Source organism: Allobosea sp. OAE752 (genome assembly GCF_050433265.1).
Taxonomy (GTDB): domain Bacteria; phylum Pseudomonadota; class Alphaproteobacteria; order Rhizobiales; family Beijerinckiaceae; genus Allobosea; species Allobosea spartocytisi.
Genome location: NZ_JBNPXO010000008.1, coordinates 135587 through 155239 on the forward strand (window position 1 = coordinate 135587; position 19653 = coordinate 155239).

At 67.2% G+C, this 19653-nt stretch carries 16 protein-coding genes; 9 read left to right on the forward strand and 7 right to left on the reverse strand.

What is annotated here, in order from left to right:
• The first annotated feature begins 132 nt into the window (after window positions 1-132).
• Window positions 133-888 (forward strand): bifunctional 2-polyprenyl-6-hydroxyphenol methylase/3-demethylubiquinol 3-O-methyltransferase UbiG, encoded by a 756-nt coding sequence (ubiG, locus tag GGC47_RS20135; protein ID WP_142020675.1) that lies wholly within the window; start codon window positions 133-135, stop codon window positions 886-888.
• A 13-nt stretch (window positions 889-901) separates the two neighbouring features.
• Here the strand turns inward: ubiG and GGC47_RS20140 are convergent, their stop codons facing one another.
• The gene (locus GGC47_RS20140; RefSeq protein ID WP_142020676.1) at window positions 902-1204 is read right to left on the reverse strand and encodes a hypothetical protein; all 303 of its coding nucleotides are present in this window, start codon (window positions 1202-1204) and stop codon (window positions 902-904) included.
• Between the two features lie 202 nt (window positions 1205-1406).
• On the opposite strand from GGC47_RS20140, the gene ccrA reads away from it, so the two are divergent.
• The 4 genes from ccrA to GGC47_RS20160 all read left to right on the forward strand — a co-directional run bounded on the left by ccrA (window position 1407) and on the right by GGC47_RS20160 (window position 6211).
• Window positions 1407-2678, forward strand: coding sequence for a crotonyl-CoA carboxylase/reductase (gene ccrA / locus GGC47_RS20145; protein WP_038368381.1), 1272 nt, complete (start codon window positions 1407-1409; stop codon window positions 2676-2678).
• 80 nt (window positions 2679-2758) lie between these two features.
• Window positions 2759-3418 (forward strand): glutathione S-transferase family protein, encoded by a 660-nt coding sequence (locus GGC47_RS20150; RefSeq protein WP_142020677.1) that lies wholly within the window; start codon window positions 2759-2761, stop codon window positions 3416-3418.
• 112 nt (window positions 3419-3530) lie between these two features.
• Entirely contained in the window at window positions 3531-4409 is an 879-nt protein-coding gene (locus GGC47_RS20155) for a DMT family transporter (protein WP_112761831.1), read from the forward strand.
• 113 nt (window positions 4410-4522) lie between these two features.
• Window positions 4523-6211 carry an acyl-CoA dehydrogenase family protein gene (locus GGC47_RS20160; protein ID WP_142020678.1) on the forward strand — a complete coding sequence of 563 codons (1689 nt, stop codon included), beginning with the start codon at window positions 4523-4525 and terminating at the stop codon, window positions 6209-6211.
• Window positions 6212-6218: 7 nt separating this feature from the next.
• On the opposite strand, the gene GGC47_RS20165 is transcribed toward GGC47_RS20160, so the two are convergent.
• Entirely contained in the window at window positions 6219-6785 is a 567-nt protein-coding gene (locus GGC47_RS20165; protein WP_142020679.1) for a cytochrome b, read from the reverse strand.
• A 190-nt stretch (window positions 6786-6975) separates the two neighbouring features.
• Between GGC47_RS20165 and GGC47_RS20170 the strand changes: the two genes are divergently transcribed.
• Window positions 6976-7713 carry an SIMPL domain-containing protein gene (locus GGC47_RS20170; RefSeq protein ID WP_429068647.1) on the forward strand — a complete coding sequence of 246 codons (738 nt, stop codon included), beginning with the start codon at window positions 6976-6978 and terminating at the stop codon, window positions 7711-7713.
• Between the two features lie 222 nt (window positions 7714-7935).
• Here GGC47_RS20170 and GGC47_RS20175 read toward each other — a convergent pair whose 3' ends face one another.
• From GGC47_RS20175 to GGC47_RS20185, 3 genes are all read right to left on the reverse strand, one after another.
• A complete protein-coding gene (locus GGC47_RS20175; RefSeq protein ID WP_112761835.1) occupies window positions 7936-8976 on the reverse strand; it encodes an aspartate carbamoyltransferase in 1041 nt (346 codons plus the stop codon).
• Between the two features lie 41 nt (window positions 8977-9017).
• On the reverse strand, window positions 9018-10928 hold the full coding sequence (locus GGC47_RS20180; RefSeq protein WP_142020680.1) for a putative bifunctional diguanylate cyclase/phosphodiesterase: 1911 nt from the start codon (window positions 10926-10928) through the stop codon (window positions 9018-9020).
• A 151-nt stretch (window positions 10929-11079) separates the two neighbouring features.
• Window positions 11080-13047: a bifunctional 2',3'-cyclic-nucleotide 2'-phosphodiesterase/3'-nucleotidase gene (locus GGC47_RS20185; RefSeq protein WP_429068648.1), complete on the reverse strand. Its 1968-nt coding sequence runs from the start codon at window positions 13045-13047 to the stop codon at window positions 11080-11082.
• Between the two features lie 198 nt (window positions 13048-13245).
• Here GGC47_RS20185 and GGC47_RS20190 point away from each other — a divergent pair, with 198 nt between their 5' ends.
• Window positions 13246-14679, forward strand: coding sequence for an aldehyde dehydrogenase family protein (locus GGC47_RS20190; RefSeq protein ID WP_370954112.1), 1434 nt, complete (start codon window positions 13246-13248; stop codon window positions 14677-14679).
• 120 nt (window positions 14680-14799) lie between these two features.
• On the opposite strand, the gene GGC47_RS20195 is transcribed toward GGC47_RS20190, so the two are convergent.
• Window positions 14800-15924 carry a zinc-dependent alcohol dehydrogenase family protein gene (locus GGC47_RS20195; protein WP_370954113.1) on the reverse strand — a complete coding sequence of 375 codons (1125 nt, stop codon included), beginning with the start codon at window positions 15922-15924 and terminating at the stop codon, window positions 14800-14802.
• A 102-nt stretch (window positions 15925-16026) separates the two neighbouring features.
• Window positions 16027-16539 carry a DUF4142 domain-containing protein gene (locus GGC47_RS20200; protein ID WP_370954114.1) on the reverse strand — a complete coding sequence of 171 codons (513 nt, stop codon included), beginning with the start codon at window positions 16537-16539 and terminating at the stop codon, window positions 16027-16029.
• 142 nt (window positions 16540-16681) lie between these two features.
• On the opposite strand from GGC47_RS20200, the gene GGC47_RS20205 reads away from it, so the two are divergent.
• Window positions 16682-17437: a hypothetical protein gene (locus tag GGC47_RS20205; protein WP_370954115.1), complete on the forward strand. Its 756-nt coding sequence runs from the start codon at window positions 16682-16684 to the stop codon at window positions 17435-17437.
• Between the two features lie 108 nt (window positions 17438-17545).
• The gene (locus GGC47_RS20210; protein WP_429068649.1) at window positions 17546-19558 is read left to right on the forward strand and encodes an autotransporter assembly complex protein TamA; all 2013 of its coding nucleotides are present in this window, start codon (window positions 17546-17548) and stop codon (window positions 19556-19558) included.
• Window positions 19559-19653: the final 95 nt, after the last annotated feature.

Sequence of the window (19653 nt, forward strand, 5' to 3'; positions counted from 1 at the left end):
TTGGCTCTCGATAGCTGTCCCGGTTGGAAAGCCGGGTCGAAACGTCGCCCTCGCACTGGCGGCGGGGCGGGTGTAGATGACGGGCGGCAGGCGCGGTGTCAATGCGGCGCCGCATAAACGAGGGACCGGTTCATGGCGGCTGCGACGCAACGCACAGGCTCGACGATCGACCCGGCCGAGGTCGCCCGCTTCGATGCGATCGCGCGCGACTGGTGGGATCCGAAGGGGCCGATGGCGGTCCTGCACAAGTTCAACCCCGTGCGCCTCGCCTATGTTCGCGACGAGGCCTGCACGCATTTCGGCCGCGATCCCAAGCAGATGCGGTCGCTCGAAGGCCTGACGCTGGTCGATATCGGCTGCGGCGGCGGCGTGCTCTCCGAGCCGCTGGCGAGGCTGGGTGCTGAGGTGACGGGGCTCGACCCGGCTCCGACCAATATCGCCGTCGCCCGCGCCCATGCCGAGAAGGGCGGGCTCACCATCGACTATCGCGAGGAGACGATCGAGGCGGTCGTCGCCTCCAGCCAGCGCTTCGACATCGTGCTGGCGATGGAGGTCGTCGAGCATGTCGCCGATGTCGAGGCCTTCGTCGCCGCCTGCTGCGCGGCGGTGAAGCCCGGCGGGCTCCTCGTCATGGCGACGCTCAACCGCACGCTGAAATCCTATGCGCTCGCCATCGTCGGCGCCGAATATGTGCTGCGCTGGCTGCCCCGGGGCACGCATGACTGGGAGAAGTTCGTGACCCCGGCCGAGCTCGGCGGTGCGATCGAGAGCAACGGCTTCACGCTGGGCACGCAGACCGGCGTCGTCTTCAACCCGCTGACCGGCCGCTGGAGCGCCGCGCGGGATATGGACGTCAACTACATGCTCGCCGCCAGCCGCGGCGGCTGAAAGGCCCGGCGTCTCAGGGGCGCAGCACCGTCAGGACGAGCAGGAGCAAAAGCCCCGAGCCGGTCGCGATGCCTGCCTTGACGGCCGCGGCATCGAAGCGCGTCGGGAAGCCGTAGCGATGCCAGAGCCAGGCGCCGATAAAGGCGCCGATCAGGATGATGCCGGCGTTGAAGCCGGTGCCGTAGGCGTTCTCCCCGAGCAGCAGATCGGCAATCCAGCCGAACATCAGGGCGGCGAGCAGGATCAGGACCACGACGAGGATCAGCGACAGAAGCGGCAGATCGGGCAGGCCGACGATCGTCAACAGGGCGCGCATGGCTTTCTCGCCTCGCTTGAACGGCTTGATCATCCGCCGAAACCGTGAAGGAATCGGCAAAATCCCGATTTCGGGCGATCATTTTGCGCTGCAAGGTAATTCCTTAGGCGAATGGCGCGTTGCAACATAAGGTGCATGATCGCCGTCCAAAGCCGCCGCAGTGCCGCAAGGACGAAGACAGGCGGGGAGCAGGGAGACGACGATGTCGAAGCCGCAAGCTGCCGTGAAACCGCTCAAGGATCTCTACGAACTCGACGAGTTGCCGCCGCTCGGCCATGTGCCGGAGAAGATGTACGCCTGGGCGATCCGGCGCGAGCGCCACGGAGCGCCGCAGGACTCGTTCCAGGTCGAGGTCGTGCCGACATGGTCGATCGGCGAGGAGGAGGTTCTGCTCCTCGTGATGGCGGGAGGCGTCAACTACAATGGCATCTGGGCCGGCCTCGGCCAGCCGATCTCGCCCTTCGACGTCCACAAGGCTCCGTTCCATGTCGCCGGCTCCGATGCCTCGGGCATCGTCTGGGCGGTCGGCTCGAAGGTGAAGCGCTGGAAGGTCGGCGACGAGGTCATCGTCCACTGCAACCAGGACGATGGCGACGACGAGGAGTGCAATGGCGGCGACCCGATGTTCTCGCCGTCGCAGCGCATCTGGGGCTACGAGACGCCGGACGGCTCCTTCGCCCAGTTCTGCCGGGTGCAGTCGCGCCAGCTCATGCTGAAGCCGAAGCATCTCTCCTGGGAAGAATCCGCCTGCTACACCCTGACGCTGGCGACCGCCTACCGCATGTTGTTCGGCCACGCTCCGCACACCATCAAGCCGGGCGACAACGTTCTGGTCTGGGGCGCCTCCGGCGGTCTGGGCGTCTTCGGCGTCCAGCTCTGCGCGGCGTCCGGCGCCAACGCCATCGGCGTCATCTCGGACGAGACCAAGCGCGACTATGTGCTCGGCCTCGGTGCCAAGGGCGTCGTCAACCGCAAGGATTTCAACTGCTGGGGCCAGATGCCCAAGGTCAACTCGCCCGAGTACAACGAGTGGACCAAGGAAGCCCGCAAATTCGGCAAGGCGATCTGGGACATCACCGGCAAGAAGGACGTCGACATCGTCTTCGAGCATCCGGGCGAGGCGACCTTCCCGGTCTCCTGCCTCGTCGCCAAGCGCGGCGGCATGGTGGTGTTCTGCGCGGGCACCTCGGGCTTCAACATCACCTTCGACGCCCGTTATGTCTGGATGCGGCAGAAGCGCGTCCAGGGCTCGCATTTCGCCCATCTCAAGCAGGCGAGCGCCGCCAACCAGTTCGTGCTCGATCGCCGCATCGACCCCTGCATGTCCGAGGTCTTCCCCTGGGACAAGATCCCGCTCGCCCATCACAAGATGTGGAAGAACGAGCATGCGCCGGGCAACATGGCCGTGCTGGTCTACGCGCCGCGCACGGGCTTGCGCACCTATGAGGATGTGGCGGAGGCGCTGGGAGGGTAGGGAAGCCGTATATCCGGTTGCAAAACGAGATCGGTTTCTTTACAGACTGATTGCGAAAAGCAATCGGTCTGGAGGATGCCATGACGTTGACCCTCTATGCTCACCCTTTTTCGTCCTACAGCCAGAAGGTGCTGATCGCGCTCTATGAGAACGGGACGCCCTTCACCTATCGGGTGCTTGGCCCGGACGATCCGGAAGCCGGGGCGGAATGGGTCGGATTGTGGCCGCTGAAGCGCTTCCCGGTTCTCCTCGATCGTGGCGAGACGGTCGTCGAGTCCAGCGTCATCATCGAGCATCTCGGCCTGCATCATCCGGGGCCTGTCCGGCTCTTGCCCGATGACGCCAGGGCCGCGCTCGCGGCGCGGATGATGGACCGCTTCTTCGACAATTACGTCATGACGCCGATGCAGGCGATCGTCTTCGACCATCTGCGCCCGGCTGACGATCGCGATCCCTACAGTGTCGCCAGGGCGCGCGAAGCGCTCGACACGGCCTATCGCTGGCTCGACGGCGCCATGGCCGGGCGAGAATGGGCGGCGGGCGACGCCTTCGGCCTGGCCGATTGTGCCGCGGCCCCGTCGCTCTTCTATGCCGATTGGGTGCACGAGATCGACACGGCCTTTCCCCATGCCCGCGCTTACCGTGCACGGCTCCTCGCGCGTCCGTCCTTCGCCCGCGCCGTCGAGGAGGCACGGCCCTACCGCCCGCTTTTCCCGCCCGGAGCCCCGGATCGCGACTGAGATCGACCGGGAGAGGCCCTCGGCTGAGACATGGCAAGGCCGCGCCGCGGCTCTGTCGCAGCCGGCGGATCGGGAGTAGAGACGGCAGCCCTTACCGGGTTCCCGAGGTCCGATGCCGTCTCTTCTCCTGCGCGGAATGCCGCTGCTCTTCACCTTCCTGTGGTCGACGGGGTGGATCGTGGCGGGCTATTCGGCGCGCTATGCCGACGCCCTGACCTTCCTCGCGCTCCGCTTCGGCACGGCGGCGGTCCTCGTCGCGCTGCTCGCGCTCGCGGCCGGGGCGCCCTGGCCGCGCAGCCGCCGCGCCGTCCTCGACATCGCGCTCACCGGCATCCTGCTGCATGGCATCTATCTCGCCGGTGTCTGGTGGGCGGTGCGCCATGGCCTGCCGGCCGGCATTTCCGGGCTGATCGCCGGCTTGCAGCCGATCTTGACGGCGCTTTTCGCCCCCGTCCTCGTGGGGGAGCGCATCTCGGGGTGGCGCTGGCTCGGCATCGCCTGCGGCTTCGCCGGCATCGCGCTCGTGCTCGAACCCCAGCTCGCAAGGGTCGAGCCCGCCGCGCTCTGGGGGGTGTTGCTGCCGGTGGTCGTGAACGTGATCGGCATGTTCGCCGTCACCTTCGGCTCCTTCTACCAGAAGGCGCGTGTCGTCTCGGGCGACCTCAGAACGATGACGGCGATCCAGTACACCGCGGCTTTCCTGATCACGATTCCCTTCGCCTGGGCGCTGGAGCCGATGCGCATCGAATGGAACCTGACCATGGCGCTGGTCATGCTCTGGTCGGTGGTCGTGCTCTCGCTCGGCAGCATCGGGCTCTACCTGTTCATGCTCCGGCGCGGCGAGGTCTCCCGCATCGCGACCTTCCTCTACCTCGTGCCGGCGCTGGTCGCGGTCGAGGCCTGGCTGCTCTTCGGCGAGACCCTCTCGATGCTGCAGATCGCCGGCATGGCGGTGACCATTCTCGGCGTCGTCCTCGCCAGCCGGAAATAGGCCGCGGCTTTCGCCGCTGCACCGGCCGGACAGGCGCCCTCGCCGAAAGGCTGATTTTGGTTTCCCCGGACTTGCCTTTATGCTGCGCCGCAACAAAAGGGAGGTCGATCACCATGGGCGCCAACGCCGCGTTGCAATCCGAAAGCCGCGTGAGCGCGGTCGATCTCGTCGCCGCCGCCCTGCCGGGCTTCGAAACGCTTCTGGAGGCCGCGACCGTAGCCGTCCGCCGCAAGGTCGAGGCCGATGGCCGGATCTCCTCGGCTAGGCTCGAGGCGGAACAGCACGCCGCCCACGGTCTTTCCTGGCTCGCCACCTATGTCGCGGCGCTGCGTGAGCTGAAGGCCTATGGCGAGCGCCTGCTGGAGGAGGGGCGCTACGGCGCGGTCGAGGACTGCGCCATCCGCATCGGCGCGGGCGAATACGCCGCCCAGATCTTCGGCGGCATCCCGATGAGCCAGGGCGAGATCGTCCGTTTGCCGGCGCTGGGCCTGTCCCAGGACGCCGTGGCCGCTGCCTGTTCGGAGGCGGCCGAGATGCTGATCGCCGAGGGCAACACGCCGGAGAACCGCGCCCGCTTCGTCGCCCTGTTCAGCCAGAGCGACGGCACGGCCAGCGTCGGCGACCCCGGTCTCGACGAGACGCTGGAGGCGATCCGCTCCGAGATGCGCCGCTTCTGCGCGGCGGAGGTCACGCCGCATGCCCATGAATGGCACCTGGCCAACGAATACATCCCGATGCCCGTGGTCGAGAAGATGGCCGAGCTCGGCGTCTTCGGCCTGACCATCCCCGAGGAGTTCGGGGGCTTGGGTCTGTCCAAGGTCTCGATGTGCGTGGTCTCCGAGGAGCTGTCGCGCGGCTATATCGGCGTCGGCTCGCTCGGCACCCGTTCCGAGATCGCCGCCGAATTGATCCTTTGCGGCGGCACCGACGCCCAGAAGGCGCATTGGCTGCCGAAGATCGCCTCGGGCGAGATCCTGCCCACCGCCGTCTTCACCGAGCCCAACACCGGCTCCGACCTCGCCAGCCTGCGCACCCGGGCGGTGAAGGATGGCGAGGGAGACGAGGCCGTCTGGAAGGTCTACGGCAACAAGACCTGGATCACCCATCCGGTCCGTGCCGACATCATGACGCTGCTGGTGAGGACCGATCCCGACGCGCCGGGCTACCGCGGCCTTTCCATGCTGATCGCCGAGAAGCCGCGCGGCAGCGACGCCGATCCCTTCCCGGTCGAGGGCCTGACCGGCGGCGAGATCGAGGTGCTCGGCTATCGCGGCATGAAGGAATACGAGCTCGCCTTCGACGGCTTCGCGGTGAAGGGGGAGAACCTGCTCGGCGGCGTCGAGGGGCAGGGCTTCAAGCAGCTCATGCAGACCTTCGAGGCCGCCCGCATCCAGACGGCGGCCCGGGCCATCGGCGTCGCGCAAGCGGCCTTCGATCTGGGACTGCGCTATGCGCAGGACAGAATCCAGTTCGGCAAGAAGCTGATCGCCTTCCCGCGCGTCGCCGACAAGCTCGCCATGATGGCGGCCGAGATCCTGATCGCCCGCCAGCTCACCTATTTCGCCGCCCGCGAGAAGGATGCCGGGCGCCGCTGCGACCTCGAGGCCGGCATGGCCAAGCTGCTCGGCGCCCGCGTCGCCTGGGCTGCGGCCGACAATGCGCTGCAGATCCATGGCGGCAACGGCTTCGCGCTGGAATATCCGGTGAGCCGCGTGCTCTGCGACGCCCGCATCCTCAACATCTTCGAGGGCGCTGCCGAGATCCAGGCGCAGGTGATCGCCCGGCGGTTGGTGGAGGAATAGCGCGGCCTCAGAGAGGCCGCTGGGACGCATCCGGCAGCATCCGCCGCAAGGTATCGTCCTTGCGGACCAGATGGTGCCAGAGCGCCGCCAGCGCATGCAGGCAGGCGAGGCCGATCAGCGCATAGGCAGCCCATTCATGCCATTCCCGGATCGGGCGCGTGACGGCACGCGCTTCCGGCGCCTGGAAGGGCGGCAGGGCGAACAGGCCGAAGTCGATGCCTTGTCCGCGCCGGATCGCATAGACCAGCCCGATCACCGGCACGAGCAGCATCAGGACATAGAGAAAGACGTGGCCGGCTCGCGCCGCCAGGGCCAGCGCGGCCGAGCTTTCCAGCGGAGCCGGTGCGCGATGGCTCAGCCGCCATCCGAAGCGGATGAGCAGCAGGAGCAGGATCGCGATGCCGATCACCTTGTGGGTTTCGACCACCGCGTGCTCCCAGCTTTTCGGAAAGACATCGACGGTCAGCCCCAGGGCGAAGGCCGCCAGGATCAGCACGGCCATGCCCCAGTGCAGCCTGCGGGACACCACGTCGTAGAAGGAGGTGGCTGCAGGCCGGGAGGAGGGGTTGGCCATGACGGAGCTCCATAGATTATAGTAATTCTAATCTATGGGCTGTGCCTTTCCCGCGAAAGTTAAATCTCGTCCATGATCGATGTCCCGCGTGCACGGCCAGGATGCCGCGCGGAATCGTGATAATTTCGACATGATCGACCGATTTGGATGCGATATGGCCGATCCCGGCCGATGATCAGCAGGAGTTTCGATGTCCAGCCTCTTCGCCCCCGCGCTTGCCGGAGCTGCTCTCTTCGCCGCCGCCATGCTGCCTGTCGCGCCTGCGATGGCCCAGGACGCCGCAGGCGGCCGCCAGCCGCCGCGCATCAGCGTCGTCGGCGAGGGCGAGGCTTCCGTCGTGCCGGACATAGCGGTGGTGACGCTGAGCGTGCTGCGTGAGGCCGCTACGGCTCGCGAGGCGCTCAACGCCAACAGCACGGCGATGAAGGAGGTGCTCGACGCCCTCAAGGCCGCCGGCATTGCGGAGCGCGATATCCAGACCTCGCGGCTCGACATCCAGCCGCGCTACGCGCAGCCCGCGCGCGACAAGCCGCAGGAGCCGAAGATCGTCGGCTATGCCGTCAGCAACGAGGTCACCGTCCGCATCCGCAAGCTGGCTGAGGCCGGCGCGATCATCGACAAGGTCGTCGGCCTCGGCGTCAACCAGGGCGGCGGTATCACCTTCGTCAAGGAAGACCTCAAGGCGACGCTGACCGAAGCGCGCAAGCGTGCCGTCGCGGATGCGATGGACAAGGCCCGCACCTTGGCCGAGGCGGCGGGCGTGAAGCTCGGTCCGATCCTCTCCATCGAAGAGAATGCCGCGCCGCCGCGGCCGATCGCCTATGCGGCCCCGATGCGCAAGGCCGCCGCTGACATGGCGGTGCCGCTGGCGAGTGGCGAGAACAGCTACCAGACGCAGGTCAGCGTGGTCTTCGAGATCGCGCGCTGATGGCCAGAGCATCGGCCCGAAAAGTGGCACGCGGTTTTCGGGAAAAGCGGATGTAAAAACAAAGAGCTACAGCATCGGACCGAATACAATGTTCGGTCCGATGCTGTAGAGCATTTTCGAGCGAAGTGGAAACCGGTTCGCGTGAAGAAAATGCGATAAAACAAAGAGCTAGAGCATTTTCGTGATTCGCAGAAACGCGGAAATGCTCTAGCAGGCGCCCGGTCAGGGCGCCGCGGGCGATCCGCTCGCGGCCGCCGCCTGGCCGGTCCAGGGGATGCCGAGCAGCATCCTCTCCAGGATCGCCATCCGCATCGGCACCGAAAGCTGGACCTGCCGGAAATAGCCGGCATTGGGCAGGCTGTCGCAGGAGGTGTCGAGCTCCGAGAAGCGCGGCAGCGGGTTGAGGATCAGCGTGTCGGAGCGCGCCTCCAGAATCTTCTGCGCCGTGATGGTGAAGGGCTCGGTCTCCTTCTCCTTGTCGACCGCCTCGTTGCCGAGCGAGGCATGGGCAAATTTGCTCATGTCCTGCATCTGGATGCTGAGGATGTCGTGGCCGAGCGTCTGGCGCACGTCGTGCACGATGCCGATCTCGGTGCCGAGCCCGGCGAGAACCGTCATCGCCTCGCGCATCGCCGGGTTGATCGGCACATCCGGCAGGCAGCACAAGGTGAAGCGCTTCGGCGGCGTCAGGCGCAGCATCTTGACGAAGGAGATCGCGAAGCGGGCGCGCGTGTCGCTGGAGAGCGCGATCGTGAGCTTCTCGATCTCGCCGCGCATCTGGCGGATGGCGAAGAGGTCGATCAGCGCCTGGCTCGGATGCTCGTCCGCGCCATTGCCGGCATTGATCACCGGCAGGTAGCTCAACCGCGAGACGCGGTAGGGCATGTCCTCCAGATGCGAGCGCACGACCAAGAGGTCGCTGTAGAGCTCGACGGTGTGGACGTGGTCCTCGATCGATTCGCCGGTGCTGGTTCCCAGGCGGCTGCGGTCGGTGTCGTAGGCGTCGATCGACTGGTGGCCGAGCCGGGCCGCCGCCGACTGGAAGCCGAGTCGCGTGCGCGTGCTGCGCTGGTCGAACAGTGTCGCGATGACCTTGGGCCGTCGGCGATAGACCGGCGGCTGCTCCGGCAGGATGCCAGCCTTCTCCTGCTCTTCCTCCCGCAGATGCCGCTCGGCACGCTCGAAGATGTCGTCGAGGTCGAAGCGCGAGACCGCGTCGGCGCTCAGCAGGTCCTTCCCGCTCGGATAGTTCGGGCGCTGCATTGAAGGCCTCCGGCTCGCGCGGATGCGTGCGGGGGGCGCGACTACGCGACTTCGCTGAAGCGGTCGCCCTTGCGGGGGCCGCCTCCGGGTCGTGCCGACTTTGTACGCCCCGTCGCCACCCGGTTGCCGATCATGGGCAGCAATTTCTCCGCTGTCATCGGGCGCGCGAAAACAAAGCCCTGGATCCCGTGGGTCGCATGCTTCTGGATGATCGCAAGCTGCTCCTGCGTCTCCACGCCTTCGACGATCAGGCGCAGCTTGAGGTCGTGCGCGAGCTGGGTGATGGCGTTCATCAGATATTCGGCCTTGCGCGACGAGCCGAGCTCCTGCGTGAAGGCCTGGTCGATCTTGATCGTGTCGATCGGCAGATGGGCGAGGTAGCTGAGCGAGGAATAGCCGGTGCCGAAATCGTCGAGCGCGATTCGCACGCCGAGCGCGCGCAGGGCGACGAGCCGCGCGGTGACATGCTCGGCATCCGCGATCAGCGAGCTCTCCGTGATCTCGATCGTCAGCCGGTGCGGCTCGAGCCCATGGAGCCGCAGCAGCGCCGCGACGAGCCCGACCAGATCATGCCCGCGGTCGAACTGCCGGGCCGAGACGTTGACGCTGACGCCGACGCTGCGCGGCCAGGTCAGCGCGGTGCGGATCGCCTGGTCGAGCACCCAGGCGCCGAGCACGGTGATGAGGCCGGTGCGCTCCGCCAGCGGGATGAAGATCTCGGGGCTGACCACGCCGCGGCGCGGATGGTTCCAGCGCAGCAGCGTCTCGGCCATCGTCGCCGTGCCCGAGCGGGGATTGTAGATTGGCTGGAATTCGAGCGAGAACTCGCCGCGCCGGATGCCTTCGCGCAATTCCGCCTCGATCGCCCGGCCGTCCTCATGCTCGTCCTGGATCGCCTCGGTGTAGACCGCGAAGCGATTCCGCCCTTCGAGCTTGGCGCGATAGAGCGCGATGTCGACGCATTTCAGTGCCTCGTCGATCGAGGACGCGCAGCCGGCCGGCGCGATGCCGATGCTGGCGGTCGCCGTGACGTGCCGCCCGGCCAGGACGCGCTGGCTGCCGAGCAGCATCACCAGGCGACGGGCGAAGGTCGCGGCTTCGGGCGCGTCGCGCGAGGTCGCGACCATGAATTCGTCGCCGCCGGTGCGCGCGGCGATGTCGCCCCGCCGGAGCTCCGCGCTCAGCATGTCGCCGAAGGACTGCAGCAGCGCGTCGCCGACATCGTGGCCGAAGCTGTCGTTGATGCCCTTGAAGCGGTCGATATCGATCGAGATCAGCGTCACCGGCTGCCCGGCCGAGGCGATGGCCCGGATCTCCCGCATGAAGCCGCGGCGATTGTAGAGGCTGGTGATCGTGTCGTTGACGGCAAGGGTCTCCAGCTCGCGCATCGTGCGCAGCCGGGCGACGAACATCCGGTGGATGACCTGGGCGCTGGAGAAGGTCAGCACCGTCGTCAGCGCGACGGTGAGCCCGATCACGACATAGGCGGCATCGCCGGTCGAGGCGAGCGCGAGCAGGAAGGGGACCGCGGCGATCAGGATCTGGACGCGGGTGATGAGCGGGCGCGAGCTGTTACGGCCGGAGACGCCGGCGAGATAGCCGATCGTCTGGGCGATCGCGAGCACGGCCACGGGCTGGTAGGTGTATTTCAGCACCGCATAGGAGCCGAAGCTGGAGACCAGCGCTGCCGTCGACCAGGCGCCGAACATCGCGAGCCTTTCGAGGCGGTCGATCTCGGCGTCGCTGGCCTTGGGAAGGTCGACCCGCATGAAGCGGCGATGCGCGATCTGGCGGAACGCGCCGATGGCGAGCATCGCGGCCGTCATCAGCCCGAATACGCGGTCGCCGCCGGTCAGAACGGCGGCGGCGGCCATGACGGCTGCCACCATGATGGCGCCCGTCGTGATCGTGCCCGGCGTCCCGTAGAGCGCGGCGACCAATTCCGACTTCATCGCGCGCTCGTTTTCGCGAGCTTCCGCCATCATGTCCGCCCTAAGCCTGTTTTGCGATGACGCAAGGCAAGGGCATCTTCGGGAGAGAGATCTTAATGAACGGTGTGCCGCACGGCCGATTTCTTAGAGGTCTTCGGAATTTCGCGGCCGATTACGACAGCAATCGATACTTGGCGAAACCTTCGCCGCCATCGCCGGCCGGCTGCGCCTTGAGCGTCGCCGGCAGCTTCCCGGCCGCGGCGGGGGAGGTGACGAAGGTCACGTTGACATGCGGCGGCAGCGGCGCCAGCGCCCAGTTTCCATCGGCCTTAGGTTCGATCGTCTTCTTCTCGACGAGATAGCGGACGATGACGTCGCGGTTGAGGTCCGGTGCCTCCAGCACCACCGTGGTCTTCGTTCCCGGAAAATTGCCGCCGCCCGAGGCGCGGTAGTTGTTGGTGACGACGAGGAACTGCGCCTTTTCGTCGATCGGCTTGCCGTTGAAGGCGAGATCGACGATGCGGTGCGCCTCGGGCGCCACGAGCTTGCCGTCGCCGTCATAGCGCGAGGCCTGCGTGACATCGATCCGGTAGGTCACGCCGTCGATGACGTCGAAGTTGAAGGAGGGGAAGCCCTGATTGATCAGGGGCTGCTCCTCCGTCTTCGCCGGGTCGATCCGGTTGAAGATGCCGGCCGAGCGCTCCAGCCACTCCCTGACCTCGGCGCCCGTGACTTTCACGATCTGCACCGTGTTCGGATAGAGATAGATGTCCGCCACGTTCTTCAGCGCCAGCGGCCCGGCGGGGATGTCGGTGAAGAAGCCGGGCCCCGAGCGCCCGCCGACCTTGAAGGGTGCCGCGGCGGAGAGGATCGGCAGGTCCTTCCACTGCGTCTGCGCCATCAGCGGCTTGGCATAGGCGATCTGCGCCTCGGAGACGATCTGGATCGAGGGATCGTCGGCGACCAGCGCGAAGAAGGAGTTGATCGGCGAGGCGGTCGAGCCCACCGGCTCGCGCATATAGATCAGCGTCGCCTCGTGGTCGGCCTTCACCGCGGCGAGGATGGCGGGCTCAGCGCTGGCCTTCGGCACGATCTTGCGCTCGGGCGTGCGCTCGTAGATCGGCTTCGGCTCGACCTTGAAATCGGCGATGCGCCAGCGCTCGCCCTTCTTTTCCAGATCGAGGTCGATGATGCCGAGATGCGAGCCCCAGAAGCCGGGCTGGCAGGCGGGCTTGCCGTTGAGCGCACCCTTGACGTTGTCGACGCCGGGAATGCCGTCGAAGGCCTTGCCGCCGGGGAAGACGAGATGCTGGTGGCCGGTGAGGATGACGTCGATGCCCTCGATCCTGGAGAGGTGCAGCGCAGCGTTCTCCTCCATGCCGCGCCGCTCGCCGCCGGCGATGCCGGAATGGCAGAGCGCGATGACGAGGTCGGGCGCGGCGTCGAGCAGGTCCGGCATGTGCTTCTGGGCGGCCTCGACGATGTCGAAGGCGACGAGCTTGCCGTCGAGATTGCCCTTGTCCCACTGCATGATCTGCGGCGGCACGAAGCCGATCACGCCGATCTGCAGGACGTGGCGATGGCCGGCCTCGTCCTCGAAGCTCTGCTCGAACAGCCGCCAGGCATCGACCAGCGAGCCACCGCCGGCGCGCTCGACATTGGCGCAGACGATCGGGAACTCGGCCTTGGCGAGGCCATGGTCGAGGAATTCGAGCCCGTAATTGAACTCGTGGTTGCCGAGCGTGCCGCAGAGATAGGGCAGGGCGTTCATCGCCGCGACGATCGGGTGCGTTTCGCCCGCCTTGAGCCCCTTCTTGTAGGCGACATAGTCGCCGAGCGAGGAGCCTTGCAGGAAGTCGCCATTGTCGAAGAGCAGGCTGTTCTTCACATCGGCCTGCGCCGCCTTGATCAGGTTCGCCGTCTTGGCGAGGCCGACCGTGTCGTCCGGCCCGTCGCGGAAATAGTCGTAAGGCACGACATTGACGTGCAGATCCGTCGTTTCCAGCACCCTGAGCTTGAGGCGTGCGGGGCTCGATGCCGGTGCCTGCGCCTTCAGCGCCGAAGGCATGGCGGCGGCGGCGGCCAAGGTGGCTCCGCCCTTCAGCGTTTCGCGACGATTGAAACGACGATCCCGTGACATGCCCGACTCCTCCGTGCGCAGCGCCTAACGAAGCTAGCATTGCGGCAGGCGCGTGACACCTGGGTGGAGACGCCGGCTCTGCGCCGGCTGCGAGGGCCCCCGACGCAAGAGCATCTTGTGAATTCACGCCCAAGGCGCCAGCTTGCGCCGCGAATCCGCCCGGACCGCATGAACCGCCCGGAGCGATCGGGAGCCACCATGAATCGACATTTCATCAATGGCCGCTATGTCGCTGGCCAGACAGGCGAAACCCTCGCCAAGCTCGACCCCGCCAACGGCGAGGAATTCGCCCGCATCGCCTGCGGCAACGCCGCCGATATCGACGCGGCCGTGACGGCAGCGCGGGCCGCCTTCGACGGCGCCTGGGGCAGGCTGACGGCGGCCGAGCGTGGACGCCTGATTTCGAAGCTCGCCTTCAAGGTGCAGGATCATTTCGACGAGCTGGCGAAGCTGGAAGCCCGCGACACCGGCAAGCCGATGAGCCAGGCCCGCGCCGATATCGACGCCACCATCCGCTATTTCGAATTCTATGGCGGCGCGGCCGACAAGGTGCATGGCCACGTCATCCCCTTCCTCAACGGGTACAGCGTCAGCGTCATCCACGAGCCGCATGGTGTCACCGGCCATATCCTGCCCTGGAACTATCCGGCGCAGATGATCGGCCGCTCGCTCACCGCTTCGCTCGCCATGGGCAATGCGGTGGTGCTGAAACCGGCCGAGGACGCCTGCGCCACCGCCTTCCGTCTTGCGGAACTGGCAAGCGAGGTCGGCTTCCCCGATGGCGCGATCAACATCGTCGCCGGCCGCGGCCATGAGGCGGGCGCTGCCCTCTCCGCCCATCCCGGCATCAACTTCATGTCCTTCACCGGCTCGCCCGAGGTCGGCAAGATGGTGCAGCACGCCTGCGCCGAGCATCTGATTCCCTGCACGCTGGAGCTCGGCGGCAAGTCGCCCCAGATCGTCTTCGAGGATGCCGATCTCGACGCGCTCGTGCCGCTCGCCTGCAAGGCCATCGTCCAGAACACCGGGCAGACCTGCTCGGCCGGCAGCCGCCTGCTCGTCCAGAAGTCGATCTATGACGACGTCGTCTCGGCCGTCGCCAAGGAATTCTCCAAGCTGCGGGCCGGTACCCCGGAGATGGACCTCGATTGCGGCCCGGTGATCAACGCGAAGCAGCGCGGCCGCGTCCAGAGCTTCATCGACCAGACGCGCGAGGCCGGCATCCCGGTGATCGCGCAGGGCCAGATCGCGCAGGGTGTGCCGAATGGCGGCTTCTATGTCACACCGACGCTGTTCGGCCCGGTGCCGCGCGGTAACCGGCTGGAGCAGGAGGAGGTCTTCGGGCCGGTCTTGGCCGCCTTCCCCTTCGAGGACGAGGAGGACGCGATCAAGGCCGCCAACGGCACCGATTACGGCCTCGTCGCCGCGGTCTGGACGAAGGATGGCGGGCGCCAGCAGCGCGTCTCCAAGCGCGTCCGCGCCGGCCAGGTCTTCATCAACGGCTATGGCGCCGGCGGCGGCATCGAACTGCCCTTCGGCGGCACCGGCAAGAGTGGCCATGGCCGCGAGAAGGGTTTTATCGCGCTGGAGGAGTTCGCGGTGACCAAGACCATCGTGCACAAGCACGGGTGATCGCTCTGTCCGAGATGCTCGGGCTTGACCCGAGCATCTCGGAAACCAGCGCGTTCTGGTCATGAGATTCTCGGGTCCGCGCAGGGCGCGGCCCGAGAATGACGGCCCTGCAATGGCCTGTCACATCCTGACGATATGCCGGATCGTCCGGCCTTCGTTCAGCGCGTCGAACCCCTCGTTGATCTCGTCGAGGCTGCCGGAGCTGGTCCAGAGCTTGTCCACGGCCAGCCGCCCGCGCTGATAGAGTTCGATGAAGCGCGGGATGTCGCGCGAGGGCACGCAGGAGCCGACATAGGAGCCCTTCAGCGTGCGCTCCTCCGCAACCAGCCTCACCGGCGAGAGCGCGAGCGTATGGGCTGGGTTGGCGAGGCCGGCGGTCGTGGTCGTGCCGCCGCGCCGGGTGATCTGGTAGGCGAGGTCGAGCGCCTTCACCGACCCGGCCATCTCCAGCCCATGATCGACGCCGCCCTTCGTCGCCTGCCTGATCGCTTCGATCACATCCGGCGCATCGGCCCTGAAGGCATCGGTCGCACCCAGCGCCAGCGCCAGATCGAGCTTGTCCTGCGCGAGATCGACGGCGACCACCCGCGAGGCGCCGCAGGCGATCGCCCCGAGCAGGGCCGAGAGGCCGACGCCGCCGAGCCCGACCACCGCCACCGTCTCGCCGGCCTTGATCCGCGCCGTGTTCACCGCCGCGCCAACGCCCGTCAGCACGGCGCAGCCGAACAGCGCCGCGATCTCATGGGGAATATCCGCTTCGATTTTCACCAGCGAACGGCGTGAGATCACGGCGTGCTCGGCAAAGGCGGAAACGCCGATATGGTGATGCACCGGCTGGCCATGAGCCGAGAGCCGACGCCCGCCGCCGAGCATCTCGCCGCGCCCATTGGCGGCGTTGCCGGGCTCGCAGAGGGCGGGGCGCCCCTCCGCGCAGGGCGCGCAATGCCCGCAGGAGGGCACGAACACCATCACCACCCGATCGCCGGGTTTGAGGTCATCGACGCCTTCTCCGGCCTCGACAACCTCTCCCGCCGCCTCATGGCCGAGCACCATCGGCACGGGGCGGGGCCGGTTGCCGTCGATGACGGAGAGGTCGGAATGGCAGAGCCCCGCCGCCCGAACCCTCACCAGCACCTCGTCGCGTCCGGGCGGGGCGAGGTCGAGCTCCTCGATCCTGAGCGGGCGGCTTTGTGCGTAGGGCGCCGCAACCGGGCTCTCGTTCAGGACGGCGGCGCGAATCTTCATGGGCCTGCGGCTCCGCTTTGGTGGATCGGGCGCTATCCCGACAGGCGCGGGCGCCGCTGTCAAAGCCGCCGAAGGTCGAGTAGCTGGAGGCCATGCCATCGCTCAGGGCGACAGCGGCAATTCCTGCGCCTTCTGCTCGAGCGCCTTGAAGCGGGGGAAGGCGTCGGCCGCGAAAGCCTTGAGCTCGGGATCCTCGCCGTCGCGGGCATAGGCTTCGAGCAGCAGCGCGAGCGTGTGGTGGGTGCCGCGCTGCGCCTCGACATAGGCGTTGTCGAAATCGCCGCCCTGCAAGGCGCCGAGGTCGCGCAGCAAGTCGAGATGGCGCGTGTCGGGGCGGTCGGGCAAGGCGATGTCGGAGCGGCGCGCGATGATCCGTCTCAGGCTGCTCGCGATCGTCGCATGGTCGTCGGCGAGGCGATGGGCGTAGTCCTTGATCGCCGGCGAAGCGCTCTGCTTCAGCGCCAGCGTCGCCGACTCGATGCAGAACATGTTGGCGACGGCCACCTGATTGACGAGGTCTTGCGGGGACGGTTTGGCCAGCGCGACCGGAGCGACGGCTAGCGTTGCGAGCGCAGGCGCAAGGCCCGCGAGAAAGGCGCGGCGTGTACGGGTCATGGCAGGGCAACGACGCAGCGCGCGCGAGGTTCCGCCTGCATGGGCGGGTTGCCGGGGCGCGCTTGTTCCTCTCGCCGGGCTGCGATAGCAGAACTGCGCGTCGCTGCCGTGATGGGCGTGCGCGAAAGGGAAGGGGATCCCCATGCCGACCACTGCCGAAACCATCCGCGATGCGCTTCTGACCGCCCGCCGCGAGCGCTCGCTGATCGAGACCGCGAGCCTGCCCGTGCCGGCCTCGCTGGCGGAGGGCCTCGCCATCGCGCGTGCGGTCAGCCGCGGCGCGGGTTTCGAGGATCTCGGCTGGAAGGTCGCCATCGCCCCGGACGGCACGCCGATCGGCGGGCTGATGCCGGGCCCCTGGCTCGCCCCCGGAGAGGTCTATGAGGGCGCGATCGGCGCCGAGCTGCGCGTCGAGATCGAGCTGGGCCTGCGCCTCTCGCGCGACGTGCCCTTGCGTCCCGGCCAGCCCTGGTCGCGGGCGGAGCTGCTGGCCTGCTGCGACAAGGCCTTCCTCGGCATCGAGATCGTCGAGAGCCGCCTCGCCAACTGGTCGGGCAACGTCGCCATGCCGCTCTGGCTCACCGATGCGATGGGCCATGGCGGTTACTTCGTCGGGTCGGACCTCGACATGAAGGTGCTGGACGACCTGACCGGGCTCGGCTGCTTCATCTCGCTCAATGGCGTGACGATCTACGACCAGCCGGCGGTCCATGGAAACGGCGATCCGATGACGCCGTTCCTGGCCTGGGCCAACCGGAAGGAGGAGGGGCTCGGGCCCCTGCGCGCCGGCCAGCTCGTCACCACCGGCAGCCTCTGCGGCGGCGTGCTCTCGCCGGGCAAGGGCGAGGTCGTCACCAAGCTCAGCCCGCTCGCGAGCGTAGCGTTTACGCTTCGTTAGAGGAAAGCGTCGAGTCCTTCAGCATTGCGCATGGCCATCCCGTCTCTATGATGGCCATGCTCATCGAATAGTTTTTGATGTTGCGGCCGGGGGTTGCTTGGAGGACGGATGCGGTTCTGGCGAAGGGCGAGCCAGACGGTGGCATTGGGCGGCGGTTATGCGTTTGCGGCGCTCGTCGGCTTGCAGGCTGATCCTGCCAAAGCTTTCGATCTCTCCTCGCTGGATGTCTTCGGCCTCTTCACCAGGAAGGACGAGCCGCCGGCTCACAGTGCCGCGACGCTGCCCTACAAGCTCGACTTCGACCTCGGCGAGGCCGACGACGCCAAGGCGCTGACGCGCACCCTGCAGGACGCCTCCTTGCTCTATCGCCTGCGGCAGGACGCGCCGCCCGATGGCGAGACCTTGTCGCGCCGCATGGCGGCCGATCTCAATCCGCTCGTCGATGCGCTCTGGTCGCAGGGCTATTTCAACGCTGATGTCGCCCTCGTCGTCGATGGCGTGCCGCTGGCGGTTGGGGCCGAGCCGGGCGCGCCGCTCATCCGTGCGCTGGAAGCCCACCGCAACCGCGACGCCGTGCCGATCACCGTCAGGGTTCGTCCTGGCAAGGTCTTCGGCTTCCGCAAGATCGACATCGTCGAACGAGACAGGGCCGGCTCGGCCGCGATCGCCGATCCCCTCAAGGTCTCCAAGCTGAAGGCGGGCGAGCCGGCGACGGCCGCCTCCCTGCGTGCCGCGCAGGCCGGGCTCATCGACTATATGCGCGCGCAGTCGCATCCGCTCGCCAAGGTGGTGGAGCTGCGACCGGTGGTCGATCATGCCGCCGGCATCATGGACGTGACCTATGTGCTCGATCCCGGCCCGCTCGCCGGTTTCGGCGACATCACCGTGGGCCAGACCGACGAGATCCCGCCCGAGGTCGTGCGCTCCTTCATCTATCTCGAGCCGGGCGATCCCTATTCGCCCAAGGCGCTGGCCGACACGCGCAAGTCGATCGCGAAGATCCCCGCCGTCGCCTCGGTGCGCATCCGGGAGGCGGACAAGCTCGACGGGGCCGGCAACCTTCCGATCTTCGTCGAGGTGACGGAGCGTCCCAAGCGGCTTCTCGGCTTCTCCGCCCGTTATTCGACGATCGATGGCCCGGCGGTGAAGGTTTATTGGGAGCATCGCAACCTGTTCGGCGGGGCCGAGCGTCTGCGGCTGGAATCCAGCGTCTTCTTCGCCCCGCGCATCGACGGCACCAAGATCCAGAGATTCGGTGATTTCGAGCGCTCGGACCTCGGCGGCCGCTTCGCCTTCAGCTTCATGAAGCCGGCGCTGGACGGCAGCCGCTACGACTGGCTGCTCGACGGCGTCGCTACCCGCGAGCGCGTAGGCACCAATCGGTATGGCGGCTACACCGCCCGCTACGCCAACGCCACCACGGCGATCCGCTACCGTTTCAGCGACACCTTCTCGGTGCAGGCCGGGCTGGAGGTGGAACGCGGCCAGACCAGCGATGTGCTGGGCCAGGTCGACTACACGCTGGTCGGCCTGCCGCTTTCGGTGAACTACGATTCGACCGACAGCCTGCTCGACCCGACGCGCGGCATCCGCGCCACGGCGTCCTTCACGCCCTATCCGACCTTCCTCGGCTCGACGGTCGGCATCTATCAAGCCAAGGCCGCTATCTCCGGCTATTACGCGCTCGACGAGGATGCGCGCTATGTCCTGGCCGGTCGCGTCGGCTTCGGCTCGATTTCGGGCGCGAGCCTCGACGAGATCCCGGCGACGCGGCGCTTCTATGCCGGCGGCGGCGGTTCGGTGCGCGGTTACGCCTATCGTTCGCTTTCGCCACTCGGGCCGTTCGGACAGCTCACCGGTGGGCGCAGCCTGCTCGAATTGTCGGCGGAAGCCCGCATCAAGATCACCGAGACCATCGGCATCGTGCCGTTCTTCGATGCCGGCACTGCCTTCGAATCGAGCCTGCCCGACGGCAAGCAGAAGCTGCAGATGGCCGCCGGCCTCGGCTTTCGCTACTATACCTCGATCGGGCCGATCCGCGTCGATGTCGCGGCGCCCCTCAATCCGCGCAAGGGCGACAAGCCCGTCGCGCTCTATGTCAGCATCGGGCAGGCCTTCTGATGCGCCGCCTCCTGAGCTTTCCGTGGGTGAAGCATTTTCAAGCGAAGTGGGCACCGTTTCGCGTGAAGAAAATGCGCGCCAGCAGAAACCCGGAG